The 24,694-nt window shown below is 67.1% G+C and carries 25 protein-coding genes; 11 read left to right on the plus strand and 14 right to left on the minus strand.

Annotation, left to right across the window (positions count from 1 at the left end; all coding sequences use genetic code 11):
* Nucleotides 1-21 precede the first annotated feature (21 nt).
* The 5 genes from QNI11_RS20155 to gpmI all read right to left on the minus strand — a co-directional run bounded on the left by QNI11_RS20155 (nt 22) and on the right by gpmI (nt 5,069).
* Nucleotides 22-507 carry a hypothetical protein gene (locus QNI11_RS20155; protein WP_283981509.1) on the minus strand — a complete coding sequence of 162 codons (486 nt, stop codon included), beginning with the start codon at nt 505-507 and terminating at the stop codon, nt 22-24.
* Entirely contained in the window at nt 507-992 is a 486-nt protein-coding gene (locus QNI11_RS20160; RefSeq protein WP_283981511.1) for an RNA pyrophosphohydrolase, read from the minus strand. Before QNI11_RS20160 ends, QNI11_RS20155 begins: the two co-directional genes overlap by 1 nt.
* Nucleotides 993-1,062: 70 nt before the next feature.
* Nucleotides 1,063-2,406 (minus strand): S41 family peptidase, encoded by a 1,344-nt coding sequence (locus tag QNI11_RS20165; RefSeq protein ID WP_100928472.1) that lies wholly within the window; start codon nt 2,404-2,406, stop codon nt 1,063-1,065.
* A 3-nt stretch (nt 2,407-2,409) separates the two neighbouring features.
* Nucleotides 2,410-3,519 carry a murein hydrolase activator EnvC gene (locus QNI11_RS20170; RefSeq protein ID WP_100928473.1) on the minus strand — a complete coding sequence of 370 codons (1,110 nt, stop codon included), beginning with the start codon at nt 3,517-3,519 and terminating at the stop codon, nt 2,410-2,412.
* Entirely contained in the window at nt 3,516-5,069 is a 1,554-nt protein-coding gene (gene gpmI, locus QNI11_RS20175) for a 2,3-bisphosphoglycerate-independent phosphoglycerate mutase (RefSeq protein ID WP_283981514.1), read from the minus strand. The genes QNI11_RS20170 and gpmI overlap by 4 nt, the downstream gene beginning before the upstream one ends.
* Nucleotides 5,070-5,429: 360 nt before the next feature.
* Between gpmI and QNI11_RS20180 the strand changes: the two genes are divergently transcribed.
* The gene (locus tag QNI11_RS20180; protein ID WP_100928475.1) at nt 5,430-6,164 is read left to right on the plus strand and encodes a MipA/OmpV family protein; all 735 of its coding nucleotides are present in this window, start codon (nt 5,430-5,432) and stop codon (nt 6,162-6,164) included.
* A 121-nt stretch (nt 6,165-6,285) separates the two neighbouring features.
* Here QNI11_RS20180 and carB read toward each other — a convergent pair whose 3' ends face one another.
* Complete coding sequence (carB, locus tag QNI11_RS20185) at nt 6,286-9,648, minus strand: carbamoyl-phosphate synthase large subunit (RefSeq protein WP_100928477.1); 3,363 nt, start codon at nt 9,646-9,648, stop codon at nt 6,286-6,288.
* Nucleotides 9,649-9,890: 242 nt separating this feature from the next.
* Nucleotides 9,891-11,117: a cyclopropane-fatty-acyl-phospholipid synthase family protein gene (locus tag QNI11_RS20190; protein ID WP_283981516.1), complete on the minus strand. Its 1,227-nt coding sequence runs from the start codon at nt 11,115-11,117 to the stop codon at nt 9,891-9,893.
* A 157-nt stretch (nt 11,118-11,274) separates the two neighbouring features.
* Here QNI11_RS20190 and aspS point away from each other — a divergent pair, with 157 nt between their 5' ends.
* The gene (gene aspS, locus QNI11_RS20195; protein ID WP_283981518.1) at nt 11,275-13,056 is read left to right on the plus strand and encodes an aspartate--tRNA ligase; all 1,782 of its coding nucleotides are present in this window, start codon (nt 11,275-11,277) and stop codon (nt 13,054-13,056) included.
* A gap of 481 nt (nt 13,057-13,537) precedes the next feature.
* Here the strand turns inward: aspS and QNI11_RS20200 are convergent, their stop codons facing one another.
* Together QNI11_RS20200 and QNI11_RS20205 are read right to left on the minus strand one after the other, a co-directional pair.
* The gene (locus tag QNI11_RS20200; RefSeq protein WP_283981519.1) at nt 13,538-13,774 is read right to left on the minus strand and encodes a hypothetical protein; all 237 of its coding nucleotides are present in this window, start codon (nt 13,772-13,774) and stop codon (nt 13,538-13,540) included.
* A gap of 134 nt (nt 13,775-13,908) precedes the next feature.
* Nucleotides 13,909-14,385 (minus strand): hemerythrin domain-containing protein, encoded by a 477-nt coding sequence (locus QNI11_RS20205; RefSeq protein WP_283981520.1) that lies wholly within the window; start codon nt 14,383-14,385, stop codon nt 13,909-13,911.
* A gap of 282 nt (nt 14,386-14,667) precedes the next feature.
* Between QNI11_RS20205 and QNI11_RS20210 the strand changes: the two genes are divergently transcribed.
* Together QNI11_RS20210 and QNI11_RS20215 are read left to right on the plus strand one after the other, a co-directional pair.
* Complete coding sequence (locus tag QNI11_RS20210) at nt 14,668-16,056, plus strand: DUF1800 family protein (RefSeq protein ID WP_283981521.1); 1,389 nt, start codon at nt 14,668-14,670, stop codon at nt 16,054-16,056.
* A gap of 4 nt (nt 16,057-16,060) precedes the next feature.
* Complete coding sequence (locus QNI11_RS20215; protein WP_283981522.1) at nt 16,061-17,275, plus strand: DUF1501 domain-containing protein; 1,215 nt, start codon at nt 16,061-16,063, stop codon at nt 17,273-17,275.
* A gap of 22 nt (nt 17,276-17,297) precedes the next feature.
* Here QNI11_RS20215 and QNI11_RS20220 read toward each other — a convergent pair whose 3' ends face one another.
* Nucleotides 17,298-18,014, minus strand: coding sequence for a response regulator (locus QNI11_RS20220; protein WP_283981523.1), 717 nt, complete (start codon nt 18,012-18,014; stop codon nt 17,298-17,300).
* A gap of 200 nt (nt 18,015-18,214) precedes the next feature.
* On the opposite strand from QNI11_RS20220, the gene mce reads away from it, so the two are divergent.
* Together mce and QNI11_RS20230 are read left to right on the plus strand one after the other, a co-directional pair.
* Complete coding sequence (gene mce, locus QNI11_RS20225) at nt 18,215-18,619, plus strand: methylmalonyl-CoA epimerase (protein WP_283981524.1); 405 nt, start codon at nt 18,215-18,217, stop codon at nt 18,617-18,619.
* A complete protein-coding gene (locus tag QNI11_RS20230) occupies nt 18,619-18,906 on the plus strand; it encodes a DUF1467 family protein (RefSeq protein WP_100928486.1) in 288 nt (95 codons plus the stop codon). Before mce ends, QNI11_RS20230 begins: the two co-directional genes overlap by 1 nt.
* A gap of 212 nt (nt 18,907-19,118) precedes the next feature.
* On the opposite strand, the gene QNI11_RS20235 is transcribed toward QNI11_RS20230, so the two are convergent.
* Together QNI11_RS20235 and QNI11_RS20240 are read right to left on the minus strand one after the other, a co-directional pair.
* Nucleotides 19,119-19,820: an EI24 domain-containing protein gene (locus QNI11_RS20235; RefSeq protein WP_100928487.1), complete on the minus strand. Its 702-nt coding sequence runs from the start codon at nt 19,818-19,820 to the stop codon at nt 19,119-19,121.
* Nucleotides 19,817-20,395, minus strand: a complete 579-nt coding sequence (locus QNI11_RS20240; RefSeq protein WP_283981525.1) for a nitroreductase — start codon at nt 20,393-20,395, stop codon at nt 19,817-19,819. The genes QNI11_RS20235 and QNI11_RS20240 overlap by 4 nt, the downstream gene beginning before the upstream one ends.
* Nucleotides 20,396-20,495: 100 nt before the next feature.
* Between QNI11_RS20240 and QNI11_RS20245 the strand changes: the two genes are divergently transcribed.
* Nucleotides 20,496-20,750, plus strand: a complete 255-nt coding sequence (locus QNI11_RS20245) for a DUF167 domain-containing protein (RefSeq protein WP_100928489.1) — start codon at nt 20,496-20,498, stop codon at nt 20,748-20,750.
* A 10-nt stretch (nt 20,751-20,760) separates the two neighbouring features.
* On the opposite strand, the gene arsB is transcribed toward QNI11_RS20245, so the two are convergent.
* Nucleotides 20,761-21,804, minus strand: coding sequence for an ACR3 family arsenite efflux transporter (gene arsB, locus QNI11_RS20250; protein ID WP_283981527.1), 1,044 nt, complete (start codon nt 21,802-21,804; stop codon nt 20,761-20,763).
* A gap of 125 nt (nt 21,805-21,929) precedes the next feature.
* Between arsB and QNI11_RS20255 the strand changes: the two genes are divergently transcribed.
* A complete protein-coding gene (locus QNI11_RS20255) occupies nt 21,930-22,253 on the plus strand; it encodes a helix-turn-helix transcriptional regulator (RefSeq protein ID WP_100928491.1) in 324 nt (107 codons plus the stop codon).
* An 89-nt stretch (nt 22,254-22,342) separates the two neighbouring features.
* Complete coding sequence (locus QNI11_RS20260; protein ID WP_283981528.1) at nt 22,343-22,972, plus strand: LysE family translocator; 630 nt, start codon at nt 22,343-22,345, stop codon at nt 22,970-22,972.
* A 219-nt stretch (nt 22,973-23,191) separates the two neighbouring features.
* On the opposite strand, the gene QNI11_RS20265 is transcribed toward QNI11_RS20260, so the two are convergent.
* Nucleotides 23,192-23,875 carry a helix-turn-helix transcriptional regulator gene (locus QNI11_RS20265; RefSeq protein WP_100928492.1) on the minus strand — a complete coding sequence of 228 codons (684 nt, stop codon included), beginning with the start codon at nt 23,873-23,875 and terminating at the stop codon, nt 23,192-23,194.
* Between the two features lie 73 nt (nt 23,876-23,948).
* Between QNI11_RS20265 and QNI11_RS20270 the strand changes: the two genes are divergently transcribed.
* Nucleotides 23,949-24,272 carry an NIPSNAP family protein gene (locus tag QNI11_RS20270; protein WP_100928493.1) on the plus strand — a complete coding sequence of 108 codons (324 nt, stop codon included), beginning with the start codon at nt 23,949-23,951 and terminating at the stop codon, nt 24,270-24,272.
* Nucleotides 24,269-24,616 carry an antibiotic biosynthesis monooxygenase gene (locus QNI11_RS20275; protein ID WP_100928494.1) on the plus strand — a complete coding sequence of 116 codons (348 nt, stop codon included), beginning with the start codon at nt 24,269-24,271 and terminating at the stop codon, nt 24,614-24,616. The genes QNI11_RS20270 and QNI11_RS20275 overlap by 4 nt, the downstream gene beginning before the upstream one ends.
* The last annotated feature ends 78 nt before the right edge of the window (nt 24,617-24,694 follow it).

The following is a 24,694-nucleotide window of genomic DNA, read 5'->3' on the forward strand; positions in this document are numbered from 1 at the left end:
CCCCTCCGCCATCAGTGGGGATCAGGGCAGGCCCTGCTCCGCACACGGGCCGTTGCGGAAACACGTGGTGATGCGGTCGAGGTCCTCGCGCGACGGATTGGCAAACAGCCGCGTGCCGCAGGGATCGGCGAAGGCGACATGCCGGTTCGGTTCGCGCTTGAGGAAAACGAGGTACTCCTGACCGCTTTGCGGCTGCGCGCACCACGGGCCGTAGCACTGGACGATCAGCGTGACATTGCCTTGGAACGGCTTGGTGAACCCGTCGCTGTCGAGGGTCTTGCCCACAAGCTGCGCGCGGATCGGCGTTTCCGGCGGCGCTTCGTTCGGGTCGGACTGCGGCGCTTCGGGCAACTGGCTTTCGTCGAAATCCAGCCGTCCCACCGCTGCGCCCCAGCGGTCCGGGGAGGCGTCGACCTCCTTGTAGGTGCGCACCACGTCAGGCTTGAGGCAGGACAGGGCCTGCGCCTGCGTCGCGCACAATGCGAGAACTACGGCCAGCCAGCGCATCACAGACGGTCCCTGAAGGCAGCGATGACCCTTTCGTAGACCGGCCGCTTGAACGGCACGATCTGGGCCACGACCTCGTCCGCGGGCAGCCAGCACCATTCGGAGAACTCCTGGTGGTCGTCTGCGTCCAGCCGGATCTGGTCGTCGGTGCCGTGGAAGCGCAGCAGGAACCACTTCTGCTCCTGCCCCTTGTAGCGGCCTTTCCAGATGCGCGGGACGATGTCGTGCGGCAGGTCGTAGGCGATCCAGCCCTCCGTCTCTGCCTCCACCGTCACGAGGTCCGGCGTCACGCCCGTCTCTTCGGTCAGTTCGCGGAGCGCGGCGGCGCGCGGGTCCTCGCCCTTGTCGATCCCGCCCTGCGGCATCTGCCAGGCGGGTTCCTCGCTGTCGAAACGCTGACCGACAAAGGCATGGCCATCCGCATTGACGAGCATCACGCCGACGTTGCGGCGGTATGGCAGCCTGGCGATGTCTTCGGGAGTCATGGCGGGTGTCTTGGTTACTTGCATGGTCGTCGTGAAAAGGGCGGGATCCGATCCCGCCCTTTGTCCCTTCTTACTGATCGGTGGGCGCCAGCTTCGACAGGCCCTTCAGGATGTCGATGGCATAGGCGAGCTGGTAGTCGTCCTCGCGCAGTTTCGCGGCGGCCTCCGCCTTGGCGCGGTCCTCCTCGATCTGCTGGATCTCTTCCTCCGTCAGGGAGTCGTTGTCGAGACGGCCACGCAGGTCGGCCTCGGAGCGGGAGAAGACATTGGTTGCCTCTTCGTCCTCCTCCGTCGCGTCGGGTTCGCGGCGCGGCTGTTCCACCACGATGTCGGGCGACACGCCCAGTGCCTGGATCGAGCGGCCGGACGGCGTGTAGTAGCGCGCCGTGGTCAGGCGCATCGCACCGTCGCCCCGCAGCGGCATGACCGTCTGGACGGAGCCCTTGCCGAAGGACTTCGTGCCCACGACGATGGCGCGGTGGTGGTCCTGCAGGGCGCCGGCGACGATCTCGGACGCGGAGGCGGAACCGCCGTTGATCAGCACCACCAGCGGCTTGCCCTCGGCCAAGTCGCCCGGGGTGGCGTTGTAGCGGTCGCCATCGGCCGGATCGCGGCCACGGGTCGACACGATCTCGCCCTTCTCGAGGAAGGCGTCAGAGACGCGGATAGCCTGTGTCAGCAGGCCGCCCGGGTTGTTGCGCAGGTCGAGGACGACGCCGTTCACGTTGTCCATGCCGCCCAGCGTCTCCACCTGTTCGGCAAGGCCCTCGGCGAGGTTCGGGTAGGTCTGGTCGTTGAAGGTGGTCACGCGCAGCACGACCGTGTCGCTTTCGGTGCGGGCGCGGACGGCGGTCAGCTTGATGGTGTCGCGGATGATCGAGACGTCGAAGGGCTCTTCCTCGCCCTCGCGGACCACGGTGATCACGATCTCGGAGCCGACCGGGCCGCGCATCAGGTCCACCGCCTGGTCGAGCGTCAGGCCCAGCACGCTTTCGCCGTCGACGTGGGTGATGAAGTCACCGGCCTCGATGCCAGCTTCCATCGCGGGGGTGCCGTCGATCGGGGACACGACCTTCACGAAACCCTCTTCCTGCGTGACCTCGATGCCGAGGCCGCCGAACTCGCCGCGGGTCTGGACGCGCATGTCCGCGGCATCGTCGGGCGGCAGGTAGCTGCTGTGGGGATCGAGCGAGGTCAACATGCCGTTGATCGCCGCCTCGATCAGCTCGGAGGGTTCGACCTCCTCCACGTATTGCGCGCGGATGCGTTCGAAGATGTCGCCAAAGAGGTCGAGCTGCTCATAGACGGTGGCGGATTTGCCTTGTTCCTGCGCCACCAGCGGGCCGACGAACTGCGTCGTCGCGACCACGGAGGCCAGGGTGCCCGCCACTGCGGCCATCACGAATTTCTGCATATCTCATCCCTTGTCGATTGCGAACCACAGCTGTGGATCATTGGGCGCGTCGCCCTCTCTGACCTCTATATAGAGCGTTTCCGTACGCCCTGCGCCAGCCCCTTCACCGGGAGTTGACGCATTTGTGGCCCCACCCATGAGGCCGATCGGACTGCCCGCTGGCAGCACCTCTCCTATCTCGCCGTAGACGAGGTCCAACCCGGCGAAAACAAAGAGAATATCGGGTGACGGCTCGAGGATCGTCACCAGCCCGTAGTCCAGTAACGGGCCGTTGTAGCGGATGGTGGCGGCGGTCGGCGTGGTCACAAGCGCGCCGGGACGGGTGGCGATCAGGATGCCCGGACGGGTCACGCCGGCGGCGTCCGGATCGCCCGCCTCGCGCAGCAGCGTGCCCCTCACGGGCAGCGGAAGGGTGCCGCGCAGGTCCTCGATATCCGGGAGTGGCGCGCCCTCTTCCTCCCCCTCCGCGATCTGGCTGAGACCGGAGGCGAAGCCCTGCAGCGTCTCGGTGGCGGAGATCAGGATGGCGGTGCGCACCGGGTCCTCGGTGAAGCGCTTGGGCAGGTCGGTGCGGTCGGCGATGGCCTGGCTGAGGTCGGTGCGCGCCTCCTGCACACCTTTCAGCCCTTCGGCCAGCGTGTGCGCCGCGTTCTGCTGAAGGTCGCGCAGGGCGGTGACCTCTTCGAGATCGGCGCGCAGGTCGGCGGCCTGCGCGGCCAGCCCCGGCGTCACGGCGGCGACCAGCATGCCCGACCGCGCGGTCCCCAAGGGCCCCATCGGATGCAGGAGCGCGCCCGGTGACGCCCGCCCGCCCATCGCGGTAAGTACGCCCAATAGCTGGGAAATTTCCTGGTTCTGCGCCTCAAGCTTGCGCTCCAGCTCGGTCTGCCGGATGGCGGCGGCGCGCAGCCCTTCGCGCATCGCGGCAAGTCCGTCCTCGTAGGCGCGGATGGTGTCGGTCAGGGCAGAGACCCGGTCCTGCGCGTCCTCGGCCCGGTCGAGCTGGACGGAGGCCGCCTCCAGCGCCTCTGCCGCGCGGCGCGCATCCTCGCCCGCGTCCTGCGCGGCAAGCGGCGTGGCGGCCAGGGTCAGAAGGAGCGCGAGGCGTTTCACCGGATCAGACTTTCCCCTGTCATTTCATCGGGTTGCGGCAGGTCCATCAGCGCCAGCAGCGTCGGCGCCACATCTGCCAGCCGCCCATCCGCCAGCGATGCGCCCTCCGGCCCGCCGAACAGGATCACCGGCACGAGGTTCGTCGTATGCGCCGTATGCGGCCCGCCGGTTTCCGGATCGACCATCGTCTCGCAGTTGCCGTGGTCGGCGATCACCAGCAGGGCACCGCCGGTTTGCTCAAGCTTCTCAACCACTTGTCCAAGGCCATGGTCCACCGCCTCGCAGGCCTTGATGGCCGCGTCCAGATCGCCGGTGTGGCCGACCATATCGGGGTTCGCGTAGTTCACGACGATCAGGTCATAGCCTTTGCCGATGGCTTCAAGGAACTTCTCCGTGACCTCGCCCGCGCTCATTTCCGGTTGCATGTCGTAGGTCGCGACCTTGGGCGACTTCGGCATGAAGCGGTCTTCGTGCGGCTCCGGGGTTTCCTTGCCGCCGTTCAGGAAGAAGGTCACATGCGGGTACTTTTCCGTCTCGGCGAGGCGGAACTGCGTCTTGTCGTGCTTGGCCACCCATTCGCCCAAAGTGTTGACGATCTCGCGCTTCGGAAAGGCCGTGGTCATGTATTTGCCGTGCGCCTCGGAGTATTCGACCATGCCGAGACAGGCGGAGAGCGCGGGCTTCTCACGCGCGAAACCGTCGAAGTCCGGCGCGGCGATGGCGGCGAGGATCTCGCGCGCGCGGTCGGCGCGGAAGTTCAGGAAGAACAGCCCGTCGCCTTCGCCAAACCCTTGATATCCTTCGATGACAGAGGGCTTGATGAACTCGTCGCCCTGGCCCCGCTCCGCGTACCCGGCCTTGATCGCGGCCTCCGGCGTGGGGTGCGTGCCGCCGTTCGGGAAGGCGTCGGCGTCGCTGTCGGCATAGGCGGTCATGGCGCGGTAGGCCGCCTCCACCCGCTCCCAGCGGTTGTCGCGGTCCATGGCGTAGTAGCGCCCGATCACCGTGGCAAAGCGCACCGGGCCGGTGTTGTCCTCCGGGATGTCCAGCTCTTCACGAAGGTTAGCGATATAATTGAGCGCGCATTTCGGATCGGTGTCGCGGCCGTCCGTCAGGATGTGCAGCCAGACCTCAAGCCCCTGATCCCGCATCATTTTCGCGGCGGCGATCATGTGGCTGACATGGGCGTGCACCCCGCCGTCGGAGGTCAGCCCCGCAAGGTGCACCTTGCCGCCGGCTTCGTTAACGGCGCCGCAGAAATCGAGGATCTCCTTGTTTTCGAAGAAGCTTTTGTCCTCGATGGCAAGGTCGATCTGGCCAAGGTCCATGGCCACCACCCGGCCCGCGCCGATGTTGGTGTGCCCCACTTCGGAGTTCCCCATCTGCCCGGTCGGCAGACCCACGTCAGGCCCGTGGGTGATCAGCGTCGCATGCGGACAGGTCGCCATAAGCCTGTCGATTGTCGGGGTTTTTGCCAGCGCGGGGGCGTTGTTCGCCGTCTCTTCGCGCAGGCCCCAGCCGTCGAGAATGGTAAGGATGACGGGTTTCATGATCTGCGCCTCCGGGCTGCCCTGCGCTGTCCTGTAACAGAGCCGGAGCGCGATGTGGAGAGCGCGCGGGTCAATGCTGCGTGCGGTGGCTTAACCCTGCCCGGTTTACGCCTCGTTATGGTGAGTCCCGGCCGGTTCAGGGGGTCGAACCGGCCGGTTGTTAACCATGCCCGCCGCCCGCGAATCGGCAGTCCGGCGCCTTTCGCCGGGATCCGGCGTCGCGCCGCCGCGCGCGCCGTTCCGCCGATCACGACTGCGTGAAGGTGACGCGGGGACCCCACTTTCGGAGCGGCGCCGCTGGCACCCGGGGGCGCGCGTGCTACGCTCGGGTCAAATGCCTTTCCCCTGGAGACCCATCCTATGACGCTGACCCACCGGCTTTCCGTCCTGGCCCTTGCCGCCTCTGCCCTGCCCGCAGCCGCGCAGGAACGCGCGCTGTCCTTCGAACTGGGGCTTGGTGTGCAATCGCGCCCGGCCTACGAGGGGTCGGACGAATATGTCGCCGGTCCGGCGCTGGGGGCATCGGTCACGACCTTCCGGATGCTGGGCCTCGACATCGACCGGGGCGACGGCATGGGCTTCGGCTTTGGCCCGTCCTTCCGCTACCTGCCGGAGCGCGAGGCGTCCGACTATTCCCGCCTGACCGGCATCGACGACGTGGACGCGGCGCTCGAACTGGGCGGCCGGGTGTCCTACCGCTGGCCGTCGGTGGAGGTCTGGGGCGCGGTGCGCAAGGGTGTCACCGGGCACGAAGGCGTGGTCGGCGACCTGGGTTCGGACGTGGTGCACGACTACGGCCAGGGCACGGAGGTCCGCTTCGGCCCGCGCCTGTCCTTTGCCAACGACGAATACATGGACACCTATTTCGCCGTGCCGACCGGCGCGACGCTGCCGGCCTATTCGGCGGACGGCGGGCTGTACACGGCCGGGCTGGAGTTCACCGTGCGGCACGACTTCTCGGAGGTCTGGGCGGTCGAGGGCGCGCTCGGCTGGACCCGGCTGGTGGGCGACGCGGGCGACTCCCCGGTCGTGCAGGATCGCGACAGCGGCACCGTCAGCGTGAAACTGATCCGGACGTTCGACTGGCGGTGGTGAGGGGGTTCGCCCCCAAATACCTGATATGTCAGGAAAGAACCGATGGAGCCGCCGACATGAAATCGCCGGTTCCGGCTGGATCAGGGGCGCACTTGGCGGGCGCCCCTGACTCGGTCGGGTGTCACCCCTGCAGCGACTTTACCACCAGTTCGCCCTCTTCCCTTGCCTGCATGGCCAGCGTTGCGGCGTGGGCGCCGGCGGCGGTCGTGAAGTAGGGGATCTTGTCGTAGAGGGCGACGGAGCGGATCTCTCGCGAGTCCTCGACCGCGGCGGAGCCTTCGGTGGTGTTCAGCACCAGCTGCACGCCGCCGTCCTTCATCAGGTCGACGATGTTCGGCCGGCCCTCGTAGACCTTCTTGACCGTGTCGCAGGTCAGCCCGTGCTCCGACAGGAAAGCCGCGGTGCCGCTGGTGGCGATCAGGCGGAAGCCCAGGCCCGACAGGATCTGCGCCGCCTCGACCATCTGCGGGGTCTTGTCGTCGTTCTTGATCGACAGGAAGACCGCGCCTTCGGTCGGCAGGTGGGTGCCGGCGCCAAGCTGGGCCTTCAGGAAGGCGCGCGGGAAGGACTTGTCCCAGCCCATGACCTCGCCGGTCGAGCGCATCTCGGGCCCGAGGATGGTGTCGACGCCGGGGAAGCGGGCGAAGGGCAGCACCGCCTCCTTGACCGAGAACCACGGCATGTCCGGGTCGGCCAGCGTCATCATGTCGGCCATCGGCACGTCGGTGTCGTAGTCGATGTCGGCGGCATAGGGCAGGCGCGTCGGGAAGGCCGAGAGCTTCTCTCCGGCCATGAGGCGCGCGGCGATGGAGGCAATCGCGCTGTCCGTCGCCTTGGCCACGAAGGGCACGGTGCGGGAGGCGCGCGGGTTCACCTCGATCAGGTAGATCTCGTCGTTCTTGATGGCGAACTGCACGTTCATCAGGCCGACCACGTTCAGCGCGCGGGCCAGCGCCTCTGTCTGGCGCTTGACCTCTTCGATCAGGTCCTTCGACAGGGAGTAGGGCGGCAGCGAGCAGGCGGAGTCGCCGGAGTGCACCCCGGCCTCCTCGATGTGCTGCATGATGCCCGCGACGTGCACCGCCTCGCCGTCGCACAGCGCGTCGACGTCAAGCTCGGTCGCGCCCGAGAGGTAGCTGTCGAGCAGCACCGGGCTGTCGCCGGAGACCACCACGGCGTCGCGGATGTAGCGCTTGAGGCCGTCCATGTCGCGGACGATCTCCATCGCGCGGCCGCCCAGCACGTAGGACGGGCGGATCACCAGCGGGAAGCCGATCTTCTCGGCGATCTTGAACGCTTCCTCGTCGGTGGAGGCGATGCCGTTGTTGGGCTGCTTCAGGCCCAGATCGTTGACGAGGTTCAGGAACCGGTCGCGGTCCTCGGCCAGGTCGATGCTGTCAGGCGTGGTGCCGAGGATCGGGATGCCCGCCTCTTCCAGCGCGTTGGCCAGCTTCAGCGGCGTCTGGCCGCCGAACTGGACGATGACGCCGTGCAGCGTGCCGCGCTCCTGCTCGACGCGCATGATTTCCATCACGTGCTCGAAGGTCAGCGGTTCGAAGTACAACCGGTCAGAGGTGTCGTAGTCGGTCGACACCGTTTCCGGGTTGCAGTTGATCATGATGGTTTCATAGCCCGCGTCGGCCAGCGCAAAGCAGGCGTGGCAGCAGCAGTAGTCGAACTCGATCCCCTGCCCGATCCGGTTCGGGCCGCCGCCCAGCACGACCACCTTCTTGCGGTCGGAGGGCCGCGCCTCGCATTCGACCTCGCCCATCATCGGCTCTTCGTAGGTCGAGTACATGTAGGGGGTCTGCGCCTCGAACTCTGCGGCACAGGTGTCGATGCGCTTGAAGACGGCGTTGACGCCGAGGTTCTGGCGGGCGCGGCGCACCTGCCCCTCGGTCCGGCCGGTCAGCCCGGCCAGGCGCGCGTCGGTGAAGCCCATCATCTTGAGCTGGCGCAGCCCGTCCTCGGTGACGGGCAGGCCGTCGCGGCGCACTTCCTCCTCGGCCTCGACGATCTCGCGGATGCGTTCGAGGAACCACGGATCGTAGGCGGTGACGCCCTGGATCTCGATGTCCGAAAGCCCGTGGCGCATGGCCTGCGCGATGGTCCGCAGCCGGTCGGGGGTGGCTTCCGAAAGCGCCTTGATGACGGCGGCCTTGCCTTCGCTGCCGACGGATTCCCAATGGCCTTCCTTCAGCCCGGGGATGTCGACCTCGTTGAAGCCGGTCAGGCCGGATTCCATGGAGGCAAGCGCCTTCTGCATGGATTCGTGGATCGTGCGGCCGATGGCCATCGCCTCGCCCACCGACTTCATCGCGGTGGTCAGCTTCGGCTCGGAGCCGGGGAACTTCTCGAAGGCGAACTTCGGGATCTTGGTGACGACGTAGTCGATGGTCGGCTCGAAGGAGGCGGGCGTGACCTTGGTGATGTCGTTGTCGAGCTCGTCCAGCGTGTAGCCCACGGCCAGCTTCGCGGCGATCTTGGCGATGGGGAAGCCGGTGGCCTTCGACGCCAGCGCCGAGGAGCGCGACACGCGCGGGTTCATCTCGATCACCACCATGCGGCCGTTTTCCGGGTTGATCGCCCACTGCACGTTCGATCCGCCGGTCTCCACCCCGATCTCGCGCAGCACGGCGATGGAGCCGTTGCGCATGATCTGGTATTCCTTGTCGGTCAGCGTCAGCGCGGGCGCCACGGTGATCGAGTCGCCGGTGTGCACGCCCATCGGATCGACGTTCTCGATGGAGCAGACGATGATGCAGTTGTCCGCCTTGTCGCGGACGACCTCCATCTCGAATTCCTTCCAGCCCAGCAGCGACTCGTCCACCAGGATCTGGCCCACCGGAGAGGCATCCATGCCCGAACGGCAGTAGTGGATATAATCCTCGCGGTTGTAGGCCACGCCGCCGCCGGTGCCGCCCAGCGTGTAGGCGGGGCGGATGATCGCGGGCAGGCCGATGTGCTCCAGCGTCTCAAGCGCCAGCCGGACGCCCTCGTCGAGGTCGCGCTTGCCGTTGGCCTTCTTAGGCGCGGTGATGATCTCGGCCTTGGGGTTCTCGAGGCCGATGCGGTCCATTGCCTCGCGGAACAGCTTGCGGTCCTCGGCCATCTCGATGGCCTCGCGCTTGGCGCCGATCATCTCGACATTGTATTTCGCCAGCACGCCCATCTCTTCGAGCGCGAGCGAGGTGTTCAGCCCGGTCTGCCCGCCCATCGTCGGCAGAAGCGCGTCGGGGCGCTCCTTCTCGATGATCTTGGCGACGACCTCGGGGGTGATCGGCTCGATGTAGGTGGCGTCCGCCAGGCCCGGGTCGGTCATGATCGTCGCCGGGTTGGAGTTCACCAGGATGACCCGGTAGCCTTCTTCGCGCAGCGCCTTGCAGGCCTGGGCGCCGGAGTAGTCGAACTCGCAGGCCTGCCCGATGACGATGGGTCCGGCGCCGATGATCATGATGGATTTGATATCGGTACGTCTGGGCATGGAGAACCTCGTCTGGCGGCGTGTTTCAGCGGGGCAGGGACTCGCCTGTCCTGCCCGCAAATTGTGGCGGTTATAGACGGGCGTCGCGCGGGTTCAACCCCCAAGCTGACGCAGGAGGCCGCGCGGCGTCGCACCACGCGGAAAGGGGCGGATCGGCGACCCGCCCCTCCTTCATCTTGGCGATAAATACCTCCCCGCCGGAGGCGTCCCGCAACCGCCACCCGCGGGTGGCCGGGACGGGCTCACTCCGCCGCCATGCGGTGATCCTCCGCCTCGGACGTGTACAGGTAGTCGCGGGTGATCGGCACCGCGTCCATGCGCTTGGCGAGCTGCCACTGCTGGACGTGCAGCGTGCCGATCCGGAAGGATACCTCCATCGAGGTCAGGTAGAAGCGGAACATGCGGACAAAGCGCGTGTCGAACATCTTCTCGATCCGGTCGGACTGCGCCTCGAACCGCATCCGCCAGGCGTGAAGCGTCTTGGCGTAATGCAGGCGCAGCGCCTCGTCGTCGGACTGGAAGAGCCAGGCCTTCTCGATCGCGCCGTAGATCTCGGAGGCGGAGGGCGCGTAGCTGCCCGGGAAGATATAGCGGTCGATCCACGGGTTGTTGGCACGCGGCGGCCCGGATTTCACGATGGAATGGATCAGCGCGATGCCGTCGGCGCCCATCAGGTCCGAGACCTTGGCGAAATACTCGTCGAAATGCGGGGCGCCCACGTGTTCCAGCATCCCCACCGACACCACCCGGTCGAATTCCTCGTCGAGCTTGCGGTAATCCAGCAGGCGGAAGTCGGTCACGTCCTCCAGCCCTTCGGCACGGGCGCGGGCCTGCGCGGTGGCAAGCTGGTTCTCCGACAGGGTCACGCCGGTCACCCGTGCGCCGTGGTCGCGCGCAAGGGTCAGCCCCAGCCCGCCCCAGCCGCAGCCGATGTCCAGCACCCGCATTCCCGGCTCGATCAGCAGCTTCGAGGCGATATGCGCCTTCTTGGCCTCCTGCGCCTCGTCCAGCGTCATGTCGGGCCGCGGCCAGTAGGCGCAGGAATACTGCATGTCCCGGTCGAGGAAGAGCGCGTAGAGATCGTCGGAGATGTCGTAGTGATGCGCCACGTTCCGCTTCGACTTGAGCGGGTTGTTGCGCTGGATGACGCCGCGCAGCGCGGTCCGGGCTTTCAGCGCGCCCATGTACCACCCCGGCATCCGGTTGTAGCTTTCGTTTTCCAGCAGAAGCGTCATGAAGCCGGTCAGGTCGTCCCCGTCGATGCGGAGCGTGCCGTCCATGTAGCACTCCCCCAGCGCCAGCGCGGGCTGCGTCACGAGCCGCCTGACCGACTCGTCGGAGGTGATGTTCACCATGATCTCGGGACTGCCCTGTCCGTACGTGCCGGTCTGGTCATCCGGCCCGACAACGCAGAGCCTGCCCCTGACGATCATCCGTTTCAGCATTCTGTCGAGTACGGTCCACCACATCGTATACCCCCATACGGTTGTCAGAAGACTGCTTTCCCAAACGTTAATCTTCGTTAATGGTTCCCTTCGGTCCAGCGTTTTTTGCGCCGCTCTTGACTTCCCGGGGCTGGAACGGTGTATCGGCGCCTGATCAAGCCGCTTTTTGAGGGGAGCCGTCATGCACGCCTACCGCAGCCACACCTGCGCCGATCTGACCAAGGATAACGTGGGCGAGACCGTGCGCCTGTCGGGCTGGGTGCATCGCATCCGAGACCACGGCGGCATCCTGTTCATCGACCTGCGCGACCACTTCGGCACCACGCAGGTGCTGTGCGACCCCGACAGCCCGGCCTTCAAGGACGTGGAGAAGGTGCGCTCCGAATGGTGCATCCGCATCGACGGCAACGTGAAGGCGCGCGACCCGGAGCTGGTGAACCCCAAGCTGCCGACCGGCGAGATCGAGGTCTTCGTCCGGGACCTCGAGGTGCTGGGCCAGGCGCAGGAACTGCCGCTGATGGTCTTCGGCGAACAGGAATACCCCGAGGAGACACGCCTGAAGTACCGTTACCTCGACCTGCGCCGCGAGAACATGCAGCGCAACATGACGCTGCGCTCGGACGTGGTGGCGTCGATGCGCAAGCGGATGTGGGACAAGGGTTTCCGCGAGTACCAGACGCCGATCATCACCGCCTCCTCGCCCGAAGGCGCGCGCGACTTCCTCGTGCCGTCGCGCCTGCATCCGGGCCGGTTCTACGCGCTGCCGCAGGCGCCGCAGCAGTTCAAGCAGCTGATCATGGTGTCGGGCTTCGACAAGTATTTCCAGATCGCGCCCTGCTTCCGCGACGAGGACCCGCGCGCCGACCGCTCGCCCACCGACTTCTACCAGCTCGACCTTGAGATGTCGTTCGTGGAGCAGCAGGACGTGTTCGACACGATTTCCCCGGTGATCGCCGGCGTCTTCGAAGAGTTCGGCGGCGGCAAGTCGGTGGACGCGCCCGAGAGCTGGCCGCAGATCCCCTACAAGGAAGCGGCGCTGAAGTACGGCACCGACAAGCCCGACCTGCGCAACCCGATCGTGATGCAGGACGTGTCCGAGCATTTCCGCGGCTCCGGCTTTGCGATCTTCGCCAAGCTGCTTGAGCAGGATGGCACCGAGATCCGCGCCATCCCCGCCCCCACGGGCGGCAGCCGCAAGTTCTGCGACCGGATGAACGCCTGGGCCCAGAAAGAGGGCCTGCCGGGCATGGGCTACATCTTCTGGCGCGATCAGGGCGAGGGCATGGAAGCCGCCGGTCCGCTGGCCAAGAACATCGGGCCGGAGCGCACTGAGGCGATCCGCCAGCAGCTTGGCCTTGGTGTCGGCGACGCGGCGTTCTTCCTGGGTGGCAAGCCCGCCTCGTTCCAGAAGGTCGCCGGCCGCGCGCGTGACGTGCTGGGCCACGACCTGGGCCTCATCGACGAGAACCGCTTTGCCTTTGCGTGGATCGTGGACTTCCCGATCTACGAGAAGGACGAGGAAACCGGCGAGATCGACTTCGAGCACAACCCGTTCTCCATGCCGCAGGGCGGGATGGAGGCGCTGCAAGGCGATCCGATGGCGGTGAAGGGCTACCAGTACGACCTCGCCTGCAACGGCTACGAACTGGTGTCCGGCGCGATCCGGAACCACAAGCCGGAGGTGATGCTGAAAGCCTTCGAACTGGCGGGCTACGGCGCGGACGAGGTGAAGGCGCGCTTCGGTGCGCTGTTCAACGCCTTCCACTACGGCGCCCCGCCGCACGGTGGCTGCGCCGCGGGCATCGACCGGATCGTGATGCTGCTGGCGGGTACGTCGAACATCCGCGAGGTCATCATGTTCCCGATGAACCAGCGCGCCGAGGACCTGATGATGAACGCGCCCTCCGATCCGACCAGCGATCAGCTGATGGAGCTGGGCCTGCGGATCATGCCGCGCGAGTGAGCCCGGGCCATAGGCCTCTGCCCATGTGACAAAGTGAAAGGGTGCCTCCGGGGAGGCACCCTTTTTCGTTTACGGAGGGAGAGAGAGTATTCCGCCGGAGACCCCCCGGCACCCGCGGACATATGCGCCGGCGGTCCGGCTGTATATTTTAGGACTGCGACCTGCCCACCCAGTTGAAGCACATCTGGCCGCAGTCCTCGCTGCTGATCGGTCCGAAAGCGATCACGGTGATATCCGTCAACTCGTTCGATCCGAACACGGCTGCATAACTGTTGTCCCGGTGCCGGCAGCGCCCGCCATGGGGCCCTTGGCACCTGCGACGTCACGCCGGTGCATGAGGTCGCGTATCCTTCCTTGTCTGCGCCCCGGGCTGGCCTGTCGCCTGCCCCGGCTTTCGTTTTCCGTCCGCTGCACCTGCGTCGGGCCGTCTGTGCGTCCGATCCGTGCCAACCCCCGTTGCACGCATCGCAGGCGCAGCCCGTCAGTGCAGGCCGCTGCCCGGCGCCAGGATCTGCGGGTCCAGCGTCAGCACCGCGAAGACCATCGCCAGCGTTGCGGTGGTGACGAGCGCGAAGCGTATCTTGTCGTTGCAGCTTTCCGCAGCCTCGGGACCGTACTTCCGCATGAAGGCCCGTTTGACGAAACACTTCAGCAGGAAGAGCGGAAACATCAGCGCCAGAATTGCCCCCGAAACCATCAGAGCGACTTGAGTTGCCATTTCATAACTCCGTCTGCGGTTGTATCTGCAATTGGAGATTGTAAGGCAATTGTGGCGCGATTGCGGCAAAAGGGTGCGGAAATAGCGGTTTGTTAACTTTTGTATAGCCCGCACCCCAATCGTATAGGTTTCGCTCAGTCTTCGAGCGAATCCTCGCGCTTCTCGTCGATCAGACCGGCCTCTTCCTGCTTCCGCTTGAGGAAGCGCTCGCCGTATCCCTTGATCTCCGAGTCGTCGATAACCTCTTTTGCGCGCGAGAAAACTTCGTCTTCTTCCTCGTCGACGTGGTGTTCGTAGTCGTGCCGGAGGGTCTTGAATTTGGTCAGCCAGCCCGAGGAGGACATGTCCATCTCGTTGAGCTCTTCCATCAGGTCGTCGAGCTGCTGGTGCTCGTGGACGGAGTGCCGTGCGGCGTCCTGACCCCAGGTCTTGGAGATCAGCTTGGAGTAGAATGTCTCTTCTTCCGCCGCGGCGTGAGCCTTCACGTCATGGTAGAACTCGTCCCATGCCGCCTTGCGCTCGTCCGAGGCGCCGGAGGTGTCGGAGATCGTCTCCAGCAGGTCCCGATGCCTGTCGTGGTCGGACTTGATGGCGGTGTAGATGTCGGTCATTTGGCTCCCCTGGCTGTTGTCGCTTTCATGCCGCGGCTCATTCGCGCGTTTTCGCGTTCAGAACGCACAAACCCGCGTCAGGTTCCGGATGTGCAGGCGAATTCCCGCCTTGGCCCGGAGGGGCGTATTGGCGGGCGGCCCGGGCGGGTCTAGATTCAGGACTGTGCCGGCCCAGCCGGAATGGCCCGCCGGGGGATGGCGACCCCGGGCACCCGAACGCCCTGCCGACCAACGATGCAGGACACGCCGGGCCGGGTGAGGCGCTACGAGCAGGAGGCTTCCATGTCCTTCGATGCAGTCCTTGCGGAAAAACGATTCGGTTGCGGGCTGTCGCCCCGCATCGCGCCCCCGGCGGACGTGGCGGCGATGATGGCCGGGCTGCGCGCGCCGGACGTCATGTCCGAGCGGTTCCCGATCGAACCGTTCCCCGCCTTCCTGACCCGGATGGCCGAATACCGCCAGCTGGCAAAGCGTGCGCGAAAGCAGGGCGAGACGCAGGAAGGCACCGGCCTGAAGAAGCAGACCCGGCTGATGCAGCGCGAGGCGCGCGAGGCCTGGCTGCACTGGATGGCGGCGCATATCTCGCGCCGTGTGCACACCGAGTCGGGCTTCCGCGAGCGGCTGGAGTTCTTCTGGGCCGACCATTTCACCGCGACGGGCAAGAACGCGCTGATGCGGCGGTCGTCCTCGCCCTACATGCAAAGCGCGCTGCGCCCGCGGATCATGGGCCGGTTCGAGGACCTGCTGGTGGAGGCCGTGACGCACCCGGTGATGGTGGATTACCTTGACCAGACGCGGTCCACCGGGCCGGGATCGCCGGCGACGCTGAAGCGGCCAGACAAGCGCGGCATGAACGAGAACCTTGCCCGGGAGGTGCTGGAGCTGCACACGCTGGGTGTCGGCGCGCCCTACACCCAGACCGACGTGCGCGAGCTGGCCGAGCTGATGACCGGCCTGACCTTCGACCCGCAGAACGGGCGCAAGTTCGTCAAGGGCTGGGCGGAGCCGGGCGCCGAGACGGTGCTGGGCAAGACCTACGGCGGCACGAAGAACGCGACCTTCCGGGATCTGGAGGCGGCGCTGCGCGACATCGCCAACCACCCCTCGGTCGCCGGGCACCTGGCGTGGAAGCTGGCGATACATTTCGTGTCGGACACCCCCGACCCCGCGCTGGTGGCCGAGTTGGAGGGCGTCTGGACGGAGACCTCGGGCGACCTGCCCTCGGTCTACGAGGCGCTGTTGCGGCACCCGGCGGCCTGGCGGCCGGAGGGCGCGAACGTCAAGCAGCCGTTCGACTTCATCTCGTCCGCGTGCCGGGCGCTCGACGTGCCGCATGCGGCGCTGGCAGACCTGAGCGAGCGCGATTTCCGGCTGCGCATCCAGCGGCCGCTGATGCTGATGGGCCATGTCTGGCAGAAGCCCGACGGCCCGGACGGCCTGCCGGAAGAGGACGACGCGTGGATCACGCCGCAGGGTATAGCGGCGCGGCTGCAATGGGCGGTGACCATGCCGCAGATCATGCTGGACGACCTGCCCGACCCGCGTGACTTCGTCGAGGTGGCGCTGGGGCCGGATGCGCCGGAGGCGGTGCGCTTTGCCGCCTCTGCCGCCGAAAGCCGGGCGGACGGAATCGGGCTGGTGCTGGCAAGCCCGGCGTTTCAGAGGATGTGAGCGGATGGATCGGCGCGGATTTCTGACGGGTCTTGTGGGATGTTCGCTGGCGGCCTCGCCGCTGGTGACCCCGGTGAGTTTTGCCTCGGTCCCCGGGGACCGGCGGCTGGTGGTGATCCTGCTGCGCGGCGGGATGGACGGCATGGGGCTGGTCGCGCCCTACGGCGACCCGGGCTATGCCGCCCTGCGCGGCGCGCCCGGCATCGGACCGAAGGGGGCGGCGGACCTCGACGGGTTCTTTGCCCTGCACCGCGGGGCGCGGCGGCTGCTGCCGCTCTGGACCGCGGGCGAGCTGAGCTTCGTGCATGCGGTGTCGACCCCCTACCGCGACAAGCGCAGCCATTTCGACGGGCAGGACCTGCTTGAGGCGGGCTTGGGCGAAGGCAATGTCGGGCAGGCCCGCGACGGCTGGCTGAACCGGCTGACCGGCCTCCTGCCCGGTGCGGTGGCCGAGACCGCCTATGCGGTCGGCAACGATCCCCTCGCCATCCTGAACGGGCCCGCCCCGATGACGCGCTGGACGCCGGATGCCGACCTCGCCCTGTCGCCGCAGGCGATCCGGCTGGCGGAGCTGGTGATGCGCGACGACCCGATGATGAGCGCCGCGCTGGCCGAGGCCTTTGCGCTGGCCGGCAGCGACGGCGACGGCGTTGCCTTCGACGGCGACGCAGAGGCGATGATGGGCGGCATGGTGGAGGACATGAAGGCCGCGCGCAATTCCGATGCTGTGGCCCGCATGGCGGAGTTCGCGGGCAAGAAGCTGCGCAACGACGCGGCGATCGCCACCTTCTCGATCAATGGGTGGGACACGCATGCCCGGCAGGACAAGCTGCTGGAGGCGGCGCTGGAGCAGCTTTCGACCGCGGTGCTGACGCTGAAGGAACACATGGGCGCGGCGACATGGGGCAAGACCGTGGTGGCCGCCGTGACGGAGTTCGGGCGCACCGCCCGGCTGAACGGCAACGCGGGCACCGACCACGGGACGGCGGGGGCGATGCTGCTGGCGGGCGGCGCGCTGCGCGGCGGCAAGGTCCATGGCGACTGGCCGGGGCTGGCGGAGGCCGACCTTTACGCCCGGCGCGACCTGATGCCGACCCGCGACCTGCGCGCCCACCTGGGCTGGCTGATCCGCGGGCTGTACGGCACCGGGATTGCGGACGTGGAGCGCACGATCTTCCCCGGGCTCGACATGGGTGCCGATCCGGGGCTGCTGCTTTAGGGCTTCGGCGTCGCCTGACGGCCTACATCGCCAGCCGGTCGGTCAGCCGGTCCTGCACAAGTGCCGCGACGCGGGCGAGGCTGGTTTGCGTCGGCCGGCCGGAGCGGCGGGCGTCGGCCAGATCCTCTGCCGCGCTTTGCAGCGCCCGGTCCCCGGCGCTGCGCGCCACCCCGGTCAGGAACTGCGTGACATAGCGGATGGAGCGTTCGTCGTCCCGGTCGTCCAGCACGTCGGCGGCATGGGCCATGTCGTCGCGATAGGCCAGCGGGTCGGGCAGGATCGGGTCGTCGATCACCAGCCGCGGGCCGGTGGGCTGCCGTTCGGGCGGCAGGGCCGAGAGGATCGCGTTCTGGAACCCCGTCACCGACGAGATGGGCTTTGCCAGGAAACCGTCGGCCCCGGCGGCAAGCGCCACCTCCTCTGCAAAGCTGTCGCCGGAGGTGCCGAGCAGCACGTCCACCCGCGGGCAGGCGATGGCCAGTTCCGAGATCAGCTCTGCCCCCGATCCGTCGGGCAGGCCGAGGTCGACGATCACCACGCTGGGCCGGTAGACCTGCAGGTGGCGGCGGGCGGATTTCAGGCAGTCGGCGCGGCGGATGCGCGCGCCGGAGCGCAGGCACAAGAGCCGCATGGCGTCGCAGGCAAAGCGGCTGTCCTCGACCACGAGGATGGTGAGGCCGAGAAGCGGCCGGGTGGCGGTGGGCCGCCCGTGCGCGGCGAGGTGGTCGTTGCGGTCCATTCGTCCCTCCTGTTGATCGAGTCGCCGGTCATGATGCCGCCTGGCTGGTGAACAAGCGGTTAAGCACGGTTGCGGGGCGGTACAGGGCGGGGCGAACGGGCGCGCGGGGGTGGCGCCTGTTGTCGCGGGGCGCCGGGTGGCGCTTGTCTTGCGCGGGTCCGCACGGGCATAAGATGGCAGCCCAAGACAGGAGTTCAGGAATGATCGGTCGTCTCAACCATGTCGCCATTGCCGTCCCGGATCTGGAGGCGGCCTCTGAACAGTACCGCAGCGCGCTGGGCGCCAAGGTCGGCGCGCCGCAGGACGAGCCCGACCACGGGGTCACGGTGGTCTTCATCGAGCTGCCCAACACCAAGATCGAACTGCTGTATCCGCTGGGCGACGACAGCCCGATCAAGGGGTTCCTGGACAAGAACCCCTCCGGCGGCATTCACCATGTCTGCTACGAGGTCGAAGACATCCTCGCCGCGCGCGATCACCTGAAGGCGACGGGCGCGCGGGTGCTGGGAACGGGCGAGCCGAAGATCGGCGCCCACGGCAAGCCGGTGCTGTTCCTGCATCCCAAGGACTTCAACGGCTGCCTCGTGGAACTGGAGCAGGTCTGATGGGTGTCACCTCCGGACTGGTGCTGTTCGCCGTCATCTGGTTCATGACGTTCCTCTGCGTGATCCCGGTGCGGCTGAAGACGCAGGGCGACGTGGGCCAGGTGGTCGAGGGCACCCACGCGGGCAGCCCCGAGGTCCATAACCTGAAGAAGAAGGCGCTGATCACCACGGGGATCTCGCTGGTGCTCTGGGCGGTGATCGCGGGCACCATCCTCTCCGGCGCGATCACGGTGCGCGACATCGACGGCTGGATGTTCAACCGGATGGCGCCGCTGGACGGCCAGTAAGGCGGCGCGGAGCCCCGCCCTGCACGGGTTTCGCGGGGCGGTCTGCCGAGTGTGGTGACCTTCGGGGGGAAGGCGGCGCAGAGCCCCGCCCTACGGCGGTTCCGCAGTTGGCGGTTGGCACGCGATGCCCCGGACGGGGGCGCGCCAGCCTGCGACGTCCTCCGGTCATGCTCCCCCCTTTCGTTCCGGGACCGGCGGGTTGTAGGGCGGGGCTATGCGCCGCCCCTGCCCCGGTTCAGCCCGTGGAAGATGTGGGTGAAGGTCGCCGCCCCCAGCACCGGGATCAGCAGGTTCACCACCGGCACCGACAGCGGCATCGCCATCAGCACGCCCCCGGCCCAGATCGTCGTCAGGTGTCTGCGCCAGAGCCGCTTCGCCTCCACCCGGCCGACGCGGCGCATGGCGGCGAGGATGAAGTATTCCCGGCCCAGCAGGAACCCGTTCAGCCCCCAGAAGATGAACGGCGCGAAGGGGGCGAACAGCAGGTAGAGCACCAGCGCCACCACGTTCGCCAGCACCATCGTGCCCAGGAACCCCAGCCCGTCCATCACGCTTTCCGAGAACGGGACGGAGGCGGCGCGGCCGGCCTCCGGGTAGTGCACGTCCTCCACCGCCTGCGCGACCTCTTCGAGGAAGAGCCCCGTCACGGCGGAGGCCACGGGCACCATCAGGAAGACGGAGGCGATCATCGTCACCGGCACCATCGCCCAGCTCAGCACGTTGTCGACCCAGGTGATCGTGCCGATCCACGGCAGGGTCAGGCTGTCGCCCACCAGCCAGCCCGCGCCCCAGACCATCAGCGCGGCGAAGGCGAAGAGCACCAGCACGGTGATCCCCACCCCGCGCAGCAGCACGGAGCGGAAGCGCGGGTCGCCCATCTGGCCCACCGCCTTGAAGAAGGCGTCGAAGATCATGCGTCGACCCAAGTGGTGATGGCGCCGAGGTCCGGGCGCGGCCGGTCCGGCGGCGTGGAGGTTTCCGTGCCGATGTGGACGAAGCCCGCGATGGTCTCGTTCTCGGCCAGTCCCAGCGCGTCGCGGCGGAAGTCCGCATCGTGGCTCGCCCAGCCCGACAGCCAGTTCGCGCCCCAGCCGCTGGCCAGCGACGCGTTCAGCAGCGCGAGGCAGACGGCCCCCGCGGAATAGGTCTGCTCGATGGCGGGGATCTTGTCGGAGGGTTTCTGCACCTCGATCACCGCAACGCAGAGCGGGCTGTCGTCGAAAGCCGCGCGCGCCTTGGCGATGGTGGGTTCGTCCTTTCCGAGCCGCTGGCCGGTGGCCTCCACCGCGCCGGCCATGCGCTTCAGCGCGTCGCCGGACAGCACGATGAAGCGCCACGGCTCCAGCTTGCCGTGATCGGGCGAGCGGGCGGCGGCGGTCAGCAACGTCTCCAGCGTGGCGCGGTCGGGGGCGGGCGTGGTCAGCGTCTTGGAGGGACGCGAGCGGCGGGTGAGAAGGAAGTCCATGGCTTCCGGGTTCGGGGTGGGCATGTGACGTCTCCTTGTCCTGTCGGATGGTATCAAAGCCCTGAGCGCCCGGGATTCAACCGGGAAAGTTGCGGGTTTGTCGTCAGGATGCTAGCGCCGCCCCATGAAACCGCCCGATCTCTCCGACCTTGCCGTGCCCGGCGCGACCCTCGCGGTGCGCGTCACGCCCAAGGCGTCGCGCAACGCGGTCGAACGGGACGGCGTCGCGCTCCGGGTCTACGTGACCACGGTGCCGGAGGGCGGCAAGGCGACGGCGGCGGTGGTGAAGCTGCTGGCCAAGGCGCTTGGCGTGCCGAAGTCGCGGCTGGAGCTGGTGCGCGGAGAGACCTCGCGCGACAAGGTGTTCCGGGTGCTGTGAGCCCGGCCCGTCAGGCCGCGCCGGGAAAGCGCGCCCGCGTGCGGTTGGCGAAGGCCACGAGCGACAGCATCACCGGCACCTCGACCAGCACGCCGACCACGGTGGCCAGCGCCGCGCCGGAGTTCAGCCCGAAGAGCGAGATCGCCACGGCCACCGCCAGTTCGAAGAAGTTCGACGTGCCGATCATCGCGCAGGGGGCGGCGATGCGATGCGGGACCTTGAGCAGGAAGGCCGCGCCGTAGGCCAGCGCGAAGATGCCGTAGCTCTGGATCAGGATCGGCACGGCGATCAGGGCGATGACCACGGGACGGCTCAGGATGACCTCGCCCTGCAGGCCGAAAAGGATCGCGACCGTTGCCACGAGACCGATCATCGACAGCGGTTTGACCCGGGCCGAGAAGGCGTCGATCGCGGCGTCCGACCCCAGCACGCGGCGGGTGATCAGCCCGGCGATCAGCGGCAGCACGACGTAAAGCACCGTCGCCAGCACCAGCGTGTTCCATGGCACCGCGATCTCCGTCACGCCCAGGAGCAGCGCCACGATAGGCGCGAAGGCCACCACCATGATGAGGTCGTTCACCGAGACCTGCACAAGCGTGTAGGTCGCATCCCCGCGCGTGAGCTGCGACCAGACGAAGACCATGGCCGTGCAGGGGGCGGCCCCCAGAAGGATCAGCCCGGCGATGTACTGGGAGGCATCCTCGGGCGCGATCCACGGCGCAAAGATGTGGTCGAAGAACAGCACCGCCAGCAGCGCCATGGTGAAGGGCTTGATCAGCCAGTTGACCGTCAGCGTGACCAGAAGGCCCTTCGGCTGCCTGGCCACGCCCGCCACCGCGCCGAAGTCGACGCCGACCATCATCGGGTAGACCATGGCCCAGATCAGCACCGCCACGACCAGGTTGATGGAGGCGACCTCGGCCGCTGCTATGGCCTGCACCAGCCCCGGCGCCACCACGCCGACCGCGATGCCGGCGATCATGGCCAGCGCGACCCAGAGGGTCAGCAGGCGTTCGAAGGGGCCCATGGGTTGCGGTTCGGTGGCGTCGCTCATCGTTCCCTCCGGCCCGGTCTGCGGGCTGTCATGATGGTGTCATTTCGCGGAATCCCGAATTGAGGGCGGTGTAGCCCCCGCCCGCCGATCTTGTCAAGATTCGTCATTTCGCGTATCCACGAAACATGGATCAGGCCAAGGCAACGGACGCTTTCACCGCACTGGCGCACGATGTGCGGCTGTCGGTGTTCCGTCTGCTGGTGAAGCGAGGACCGGAGGGGACGCCCGCCATGGAGGTGGGGCGGCTTCTGGATCTCAAGCCCTCGACCCTGTCGGGCCACCTGTCGGTGCTGAAACGCGCGGGCCTCGTGACGGCGACGCGCCAGCACCGCGAGGTGTTGTATGCACCGAACTTCGCGGCGGTGAACGGGCTGGTGACCTTTCTGCTGGAGGACTGCTGCGGCGGCGATGCGGCGGCCTGCGCCGGAATCGGCCTGCCGCTGCGCTGACCCCCGCACCCGTGCGGAAGGACAGGCGGTTTGACGGCTGTCCCGCGCAGGGCCTAGCATGGCCGCGAGCAACCGGAAGGACCGCGGCCATGCCGATGGAGACGTACCTGATCTACCTGGCCGCCGTGGCGGTGTTCTTTGCGACGCCACCCGACACCAGCCAGCTGCTCATCATCTCGAACAGCGTGCGCCACGGGCTGCGGCGGAGCGTGTTCACCATCGCCGGGGACCTGACGGCCAACTGCCTGCAGATGACCGGAGCGGCCTTCGGGCTGGCCGCGATCATCGCCACCTCGGCCAGCGCGTTCCTCTGGATCAAGTGGCTTGGCGTCGCCTACCTGCTGTGGATCGGTGTGCAGCTTGTCCTCGCGAAGGAGCGGGCCGAGGACGTGTCGGCCAACGCCTCCGGCCAGTCCTTCCGCCTGTTCCGGCAGGGCTTCGTCACCTCCATGGCGAACCCCTTCGCCGTGGTGTTCTTCGGCGCGCTCTTCCCGCAGTTCATCGACCCCGGCGCGCCGGTGCTGCCGCAGCTTCTGATCCTCGGGGTCACCTACCTGGCGGTCGACGGGGCGATCCTGCTGCTGTGGGGCTGGCTGGGCATCCGGGCGGCGGCCGTGCTGAAGCGGTATTCCTTCGGGCTGGTGAACAAGGTGTGCGGCGCGCTGATGATCGCCGCGGCCGGGCTGCTGGCCAGCAAGGATTTCCAGCCGCAGAAGTGATCGCGGCCATGGCAGGGCGATGCTTGCGCAAGCGACAGCGCAGGGGAAGAAGCGGCCCCCCCTGCCATTGGCTAAGGCTGATGCCGTGCAGGGCGGGATGACCTTTGGCCAGGACGTCATGCTCCCGGAGAAAGCTCCGGTATCTGGCTGCAGAGGTCGGCTTGGCGGACAATCCCGCCATTCATCCGTTGGCTGCCTTGGTGCAATCCGTAGCGGTTCTCAGTTCACCGGGAAGAGTTTGTTGAATTCCACTGCTCCATTCCGAGAGAAGGTCACGATCCGGGTTTTCTGATCCCGCTTGGCCCAGGACAGCTCCTCGAACCGACCGAGGAATGCGCGCCCCAAGCTGCCCGCCAGATGCGACCGCCGTTCACTCCAGTCGAGGCATTCTCGGCAAACAGGCGCGCGCGCCTTGCGCAGGCCCGCGACGTCGATGCCAAATTCGGCGGAGAATGCCGCCCCGGTCTCGGTCAGTCTCAGGTCTTCGCCACCCTGGACCAGATGCCCCTGCGCGATAAGGCTGTCGAACATCTGTGTGCCCATATCCCCGGCGAGATGGTTGTAGCAGACACGCGCCTGGCGCAGTTCCGCATCCCGCGGGCCGGTGCGTTTGCGCAAATGACCCGACCCCGCCGCGAGACCCATCAAACCTTCGAGCACATGGGCCACCTCGTCACTGGCAAGCGCGAAGTACTTGTGTCGTCCTTGTTTCCGGGGCCTCAACAAGCCGCCATCATCGAGCTTCGACAGGTGCGAGCTGGCGGTCTGGACCGTCACTCCCGCTTCTTCCGCCAGTTCGCTGACCGTCAGGGCTTTCCCGCTCATGAGCGCGGTCAGCATGTTGGCGCGGGCGGGATCGCCGATCAAAGCAGCTATTCGCGCGATATCCGGACCTTCTTTCATAGTTCGATCTTGATCGAAGCATCTGCAGAAAGCAACCGGCTATGGTCGGAGGACACGCTGCAAGGAGTCCATCATGCTGACATGCGTAATCCGCTACCATATCGATCCGACGAAAAAAGCCCAGTTTGAGGAGTATTCCCGCAATTGGGGGCAGGCGATCCCGCGCTGTGGAGCCGACCTGATCGGCTACTACGCCCCGCACGAAGGGTCATCCACGCTCGCTTACGGCATCTACAATGTCGCGAGCCTTGCAGACTACGAAGCCTACCGCGCGCGTCTTGCCGCCGACCCGCTAGGCCGCGAGAACTACGAGTTCGCCCAGAAGGAGAAGTTCCTGCTCCGGGAAGACAGGACCTGGCTCAAACTCGCTTCCGCGTCGCATGGAGACGGCGCATGATCGCCGTCATTTTCGAGGTCGAACCGGCGGAGGGTCGCAAGGACGAGTACCTCGACATCGCTGCCGAGATGCGTCCGATGCTCGATGATGTCGAAGGTTTCATCTCGGTCGAGCGGTTCCAGAGCCTGACCGATCCGCGCAAGATCCTGTCCCTGTCGTTCTTCGAGGATGAAGACGCGATCACACACTGGCGCACCCTCAATGCCCATCGAGGCGCACAAACGAAGGGGCGCAGTGGGGTCTTCGATGACTACCGCTTGCGGATCGCCAGCGTGATCCGGGACTACGGCATGTTCGACCGGGCCCAAGCTCCGGCTGACAGCAGCAAAGCGCATGCGACCTGAGTTCGGTCCACTCACTGACCAAGCCCACGTTCGCGGCACAGCGGAAACCTAACCGAAATGGGCTCGAAGCGGTCATTG

This window comes from Sagittula sp. MA-2 (genome assembly GCF_030126985.1).
In the GTDB taxonomy this organism is placed as follows: Bacteria; Pseudomonadota; Alphaproteobacteria; order Rhodobacterales; family Rhodobacteraceae; genus Sagittula.

Coding starts and splice junctions, on each gene's coding strand:
- QNI11_RS20155 (WP_283981509.1), bottom strand. CDS start 507: ATGCGCTGGCTGGCCGTAGTTCTCGCATTGTGCGCGACGCAGGCGCAG.
- QNI11_RS20160 (WP_283981511.1), bottom strand. CDS start 992: ATGACTCCCGAAGACATCGCCAGGCTGCCATACCGCCGCAACGTCGGC.
- QNI11_RS20165 (WP_100928472.1), bottom strand. CDS start 2,406: ATGCAGAAATTCGTGATGGCCGCAGTGGCGGGCACCCTGGCCTCCGTG.
- gpmI (WP_283981514.1), bottom strand. CDS start 5,069: ATGAAACCCGTCATCCTTACCATTCTCGACGGCTGGGGCCTGCGCGAA.
- QNI11_RS20180 (WP_100928475.1), top strand. CDS start 5,430: ATGACGCTGACCCACCGGCTTTCCGTCCTGGCCCTTGCCGCCTCTGCC.
- carB (WP_100928477.1), bottom strand. CDS start 9,648: ATGCCCAGACGTACCGATATCAAATCCATCATGATCATCGGCGCCGGA.
- QNI11_RS20190 (WP_283981516.1), bottom strand. CDS start 11,117: ATGTGGTGGACCGTACTCGACAGAATGCTGAAACGGATGATCGTCAGG.
- aspS (WP_283981518.1), top strand. CDS start 11,275: ATGCACGCCTACCGCAGCCACACCTGCGCCGATCTGACCAAGGATAAC.
- QNI11_RS20200 (WP_283981519.1), bottom strand. CDS start 13,774: ATGGCAACTCAAGTCGCTCTGATGGTTTCGGGGGCAATTCTGGCGCTG.
- QNI11_RS20205 (WP_283981520.1), bottom strand. CDS start 14,385: ATGACCGACATCTACACCGCCATCAAGTCCGACCACGACAGGCATCGG.
- QNI11_RS20210 (WP_283981521.1), top strand. CDS start 14,668: ATGTCCTTCGATGCAGTCCTTGCGGAAAAACGATTCGGTTGCGGGCTG.
- QNI11_RS20215 (WP_283981522.1), top strand. CDS start 16,061: ATGGATCGGCGCGGATTTCTGACGGGTCTTGTGGGATGTTCGCTGGCG.
- QNI11_RS20220 (WP_283981523.1), bottom strand. CDS start 18,014: ATGGACCGCAACGACCACCTCGCCGCGCACGGGCGGCCCACCGCCACC.
- mce (WP_283981524.1), top strand. CDS start 18,215: ATGATCGGTCGTCTCAACCATGTCGCCATTGCCGTCCCGGATCTGGAG.
- QNI11_RS20230 (WP_100928486.1), top strand. CDS start 18,619: ATGGGTGTCACCTCCGGACTGGTGCTGTTCGCCGTCATCTGGTTCATG.
- QNI11_RS20235 (WP_100928487.1), bottom strand. CDS start 19,820: ATGATCTTCGACGCCTTCTTCAAGGCGGTGGGCCAGATGGGCGACCCG.
- QNI11_RS20240 (WP_283981525.1), bottom strand. CDS start 20,395: ATGCCCACCCCGAACCCGGAAGCCATGGACTTCCTTCTCACCCGCCGC.
- QNI11_RS20245 (WP_100928489.1), top strand. CDS start 20,496: ATGAAACCGCCCGATCTCTCCGACCTTGCCGTGCCCGGCGCGACCCTC.
- arsB (WP_283981527.1), bottom strand. CDS start 21,804: ATGAGCGACGCCACCGAACCGCAACCCATGGGCCCCTTCGAACGCCTG.
- QNI11_RS20255 (WP_100928491.1), top strand. CDS start 21,930: ATGGATCAGGCCAAGGCAACGGACGCTTTCACCGCACTGGCGCACGAT.
- QNI11_RS20260 (WP_283981528.1), top strand. CDS start 22,343: ATGCCGATGGAGACGTACCTGATCTACCTGGCCGCCGTGGCGGTGTTC.
- QNI11_RS20265 (WP_100928492.1), bottom strand. CDS start 23,875: ATGAAAGAAGGTCCGGATATCGCGCGAATAGCTGCTTTGATCGGCGAT.
- QNI11_RS20270 (WP_100928493.1), top strand. CDS start 23,949: ATGCTGACATGCGTAATCCGCTACCATATCGATCCGACGAAAAAAGCC.
- QNI11_RS20275 (WP_100928494.1), top strand. CDS start 24,269: ATGATCGCCGTCATTTTCGAGGTCGAACCGGCGGAGGGTCGCAAGGAC.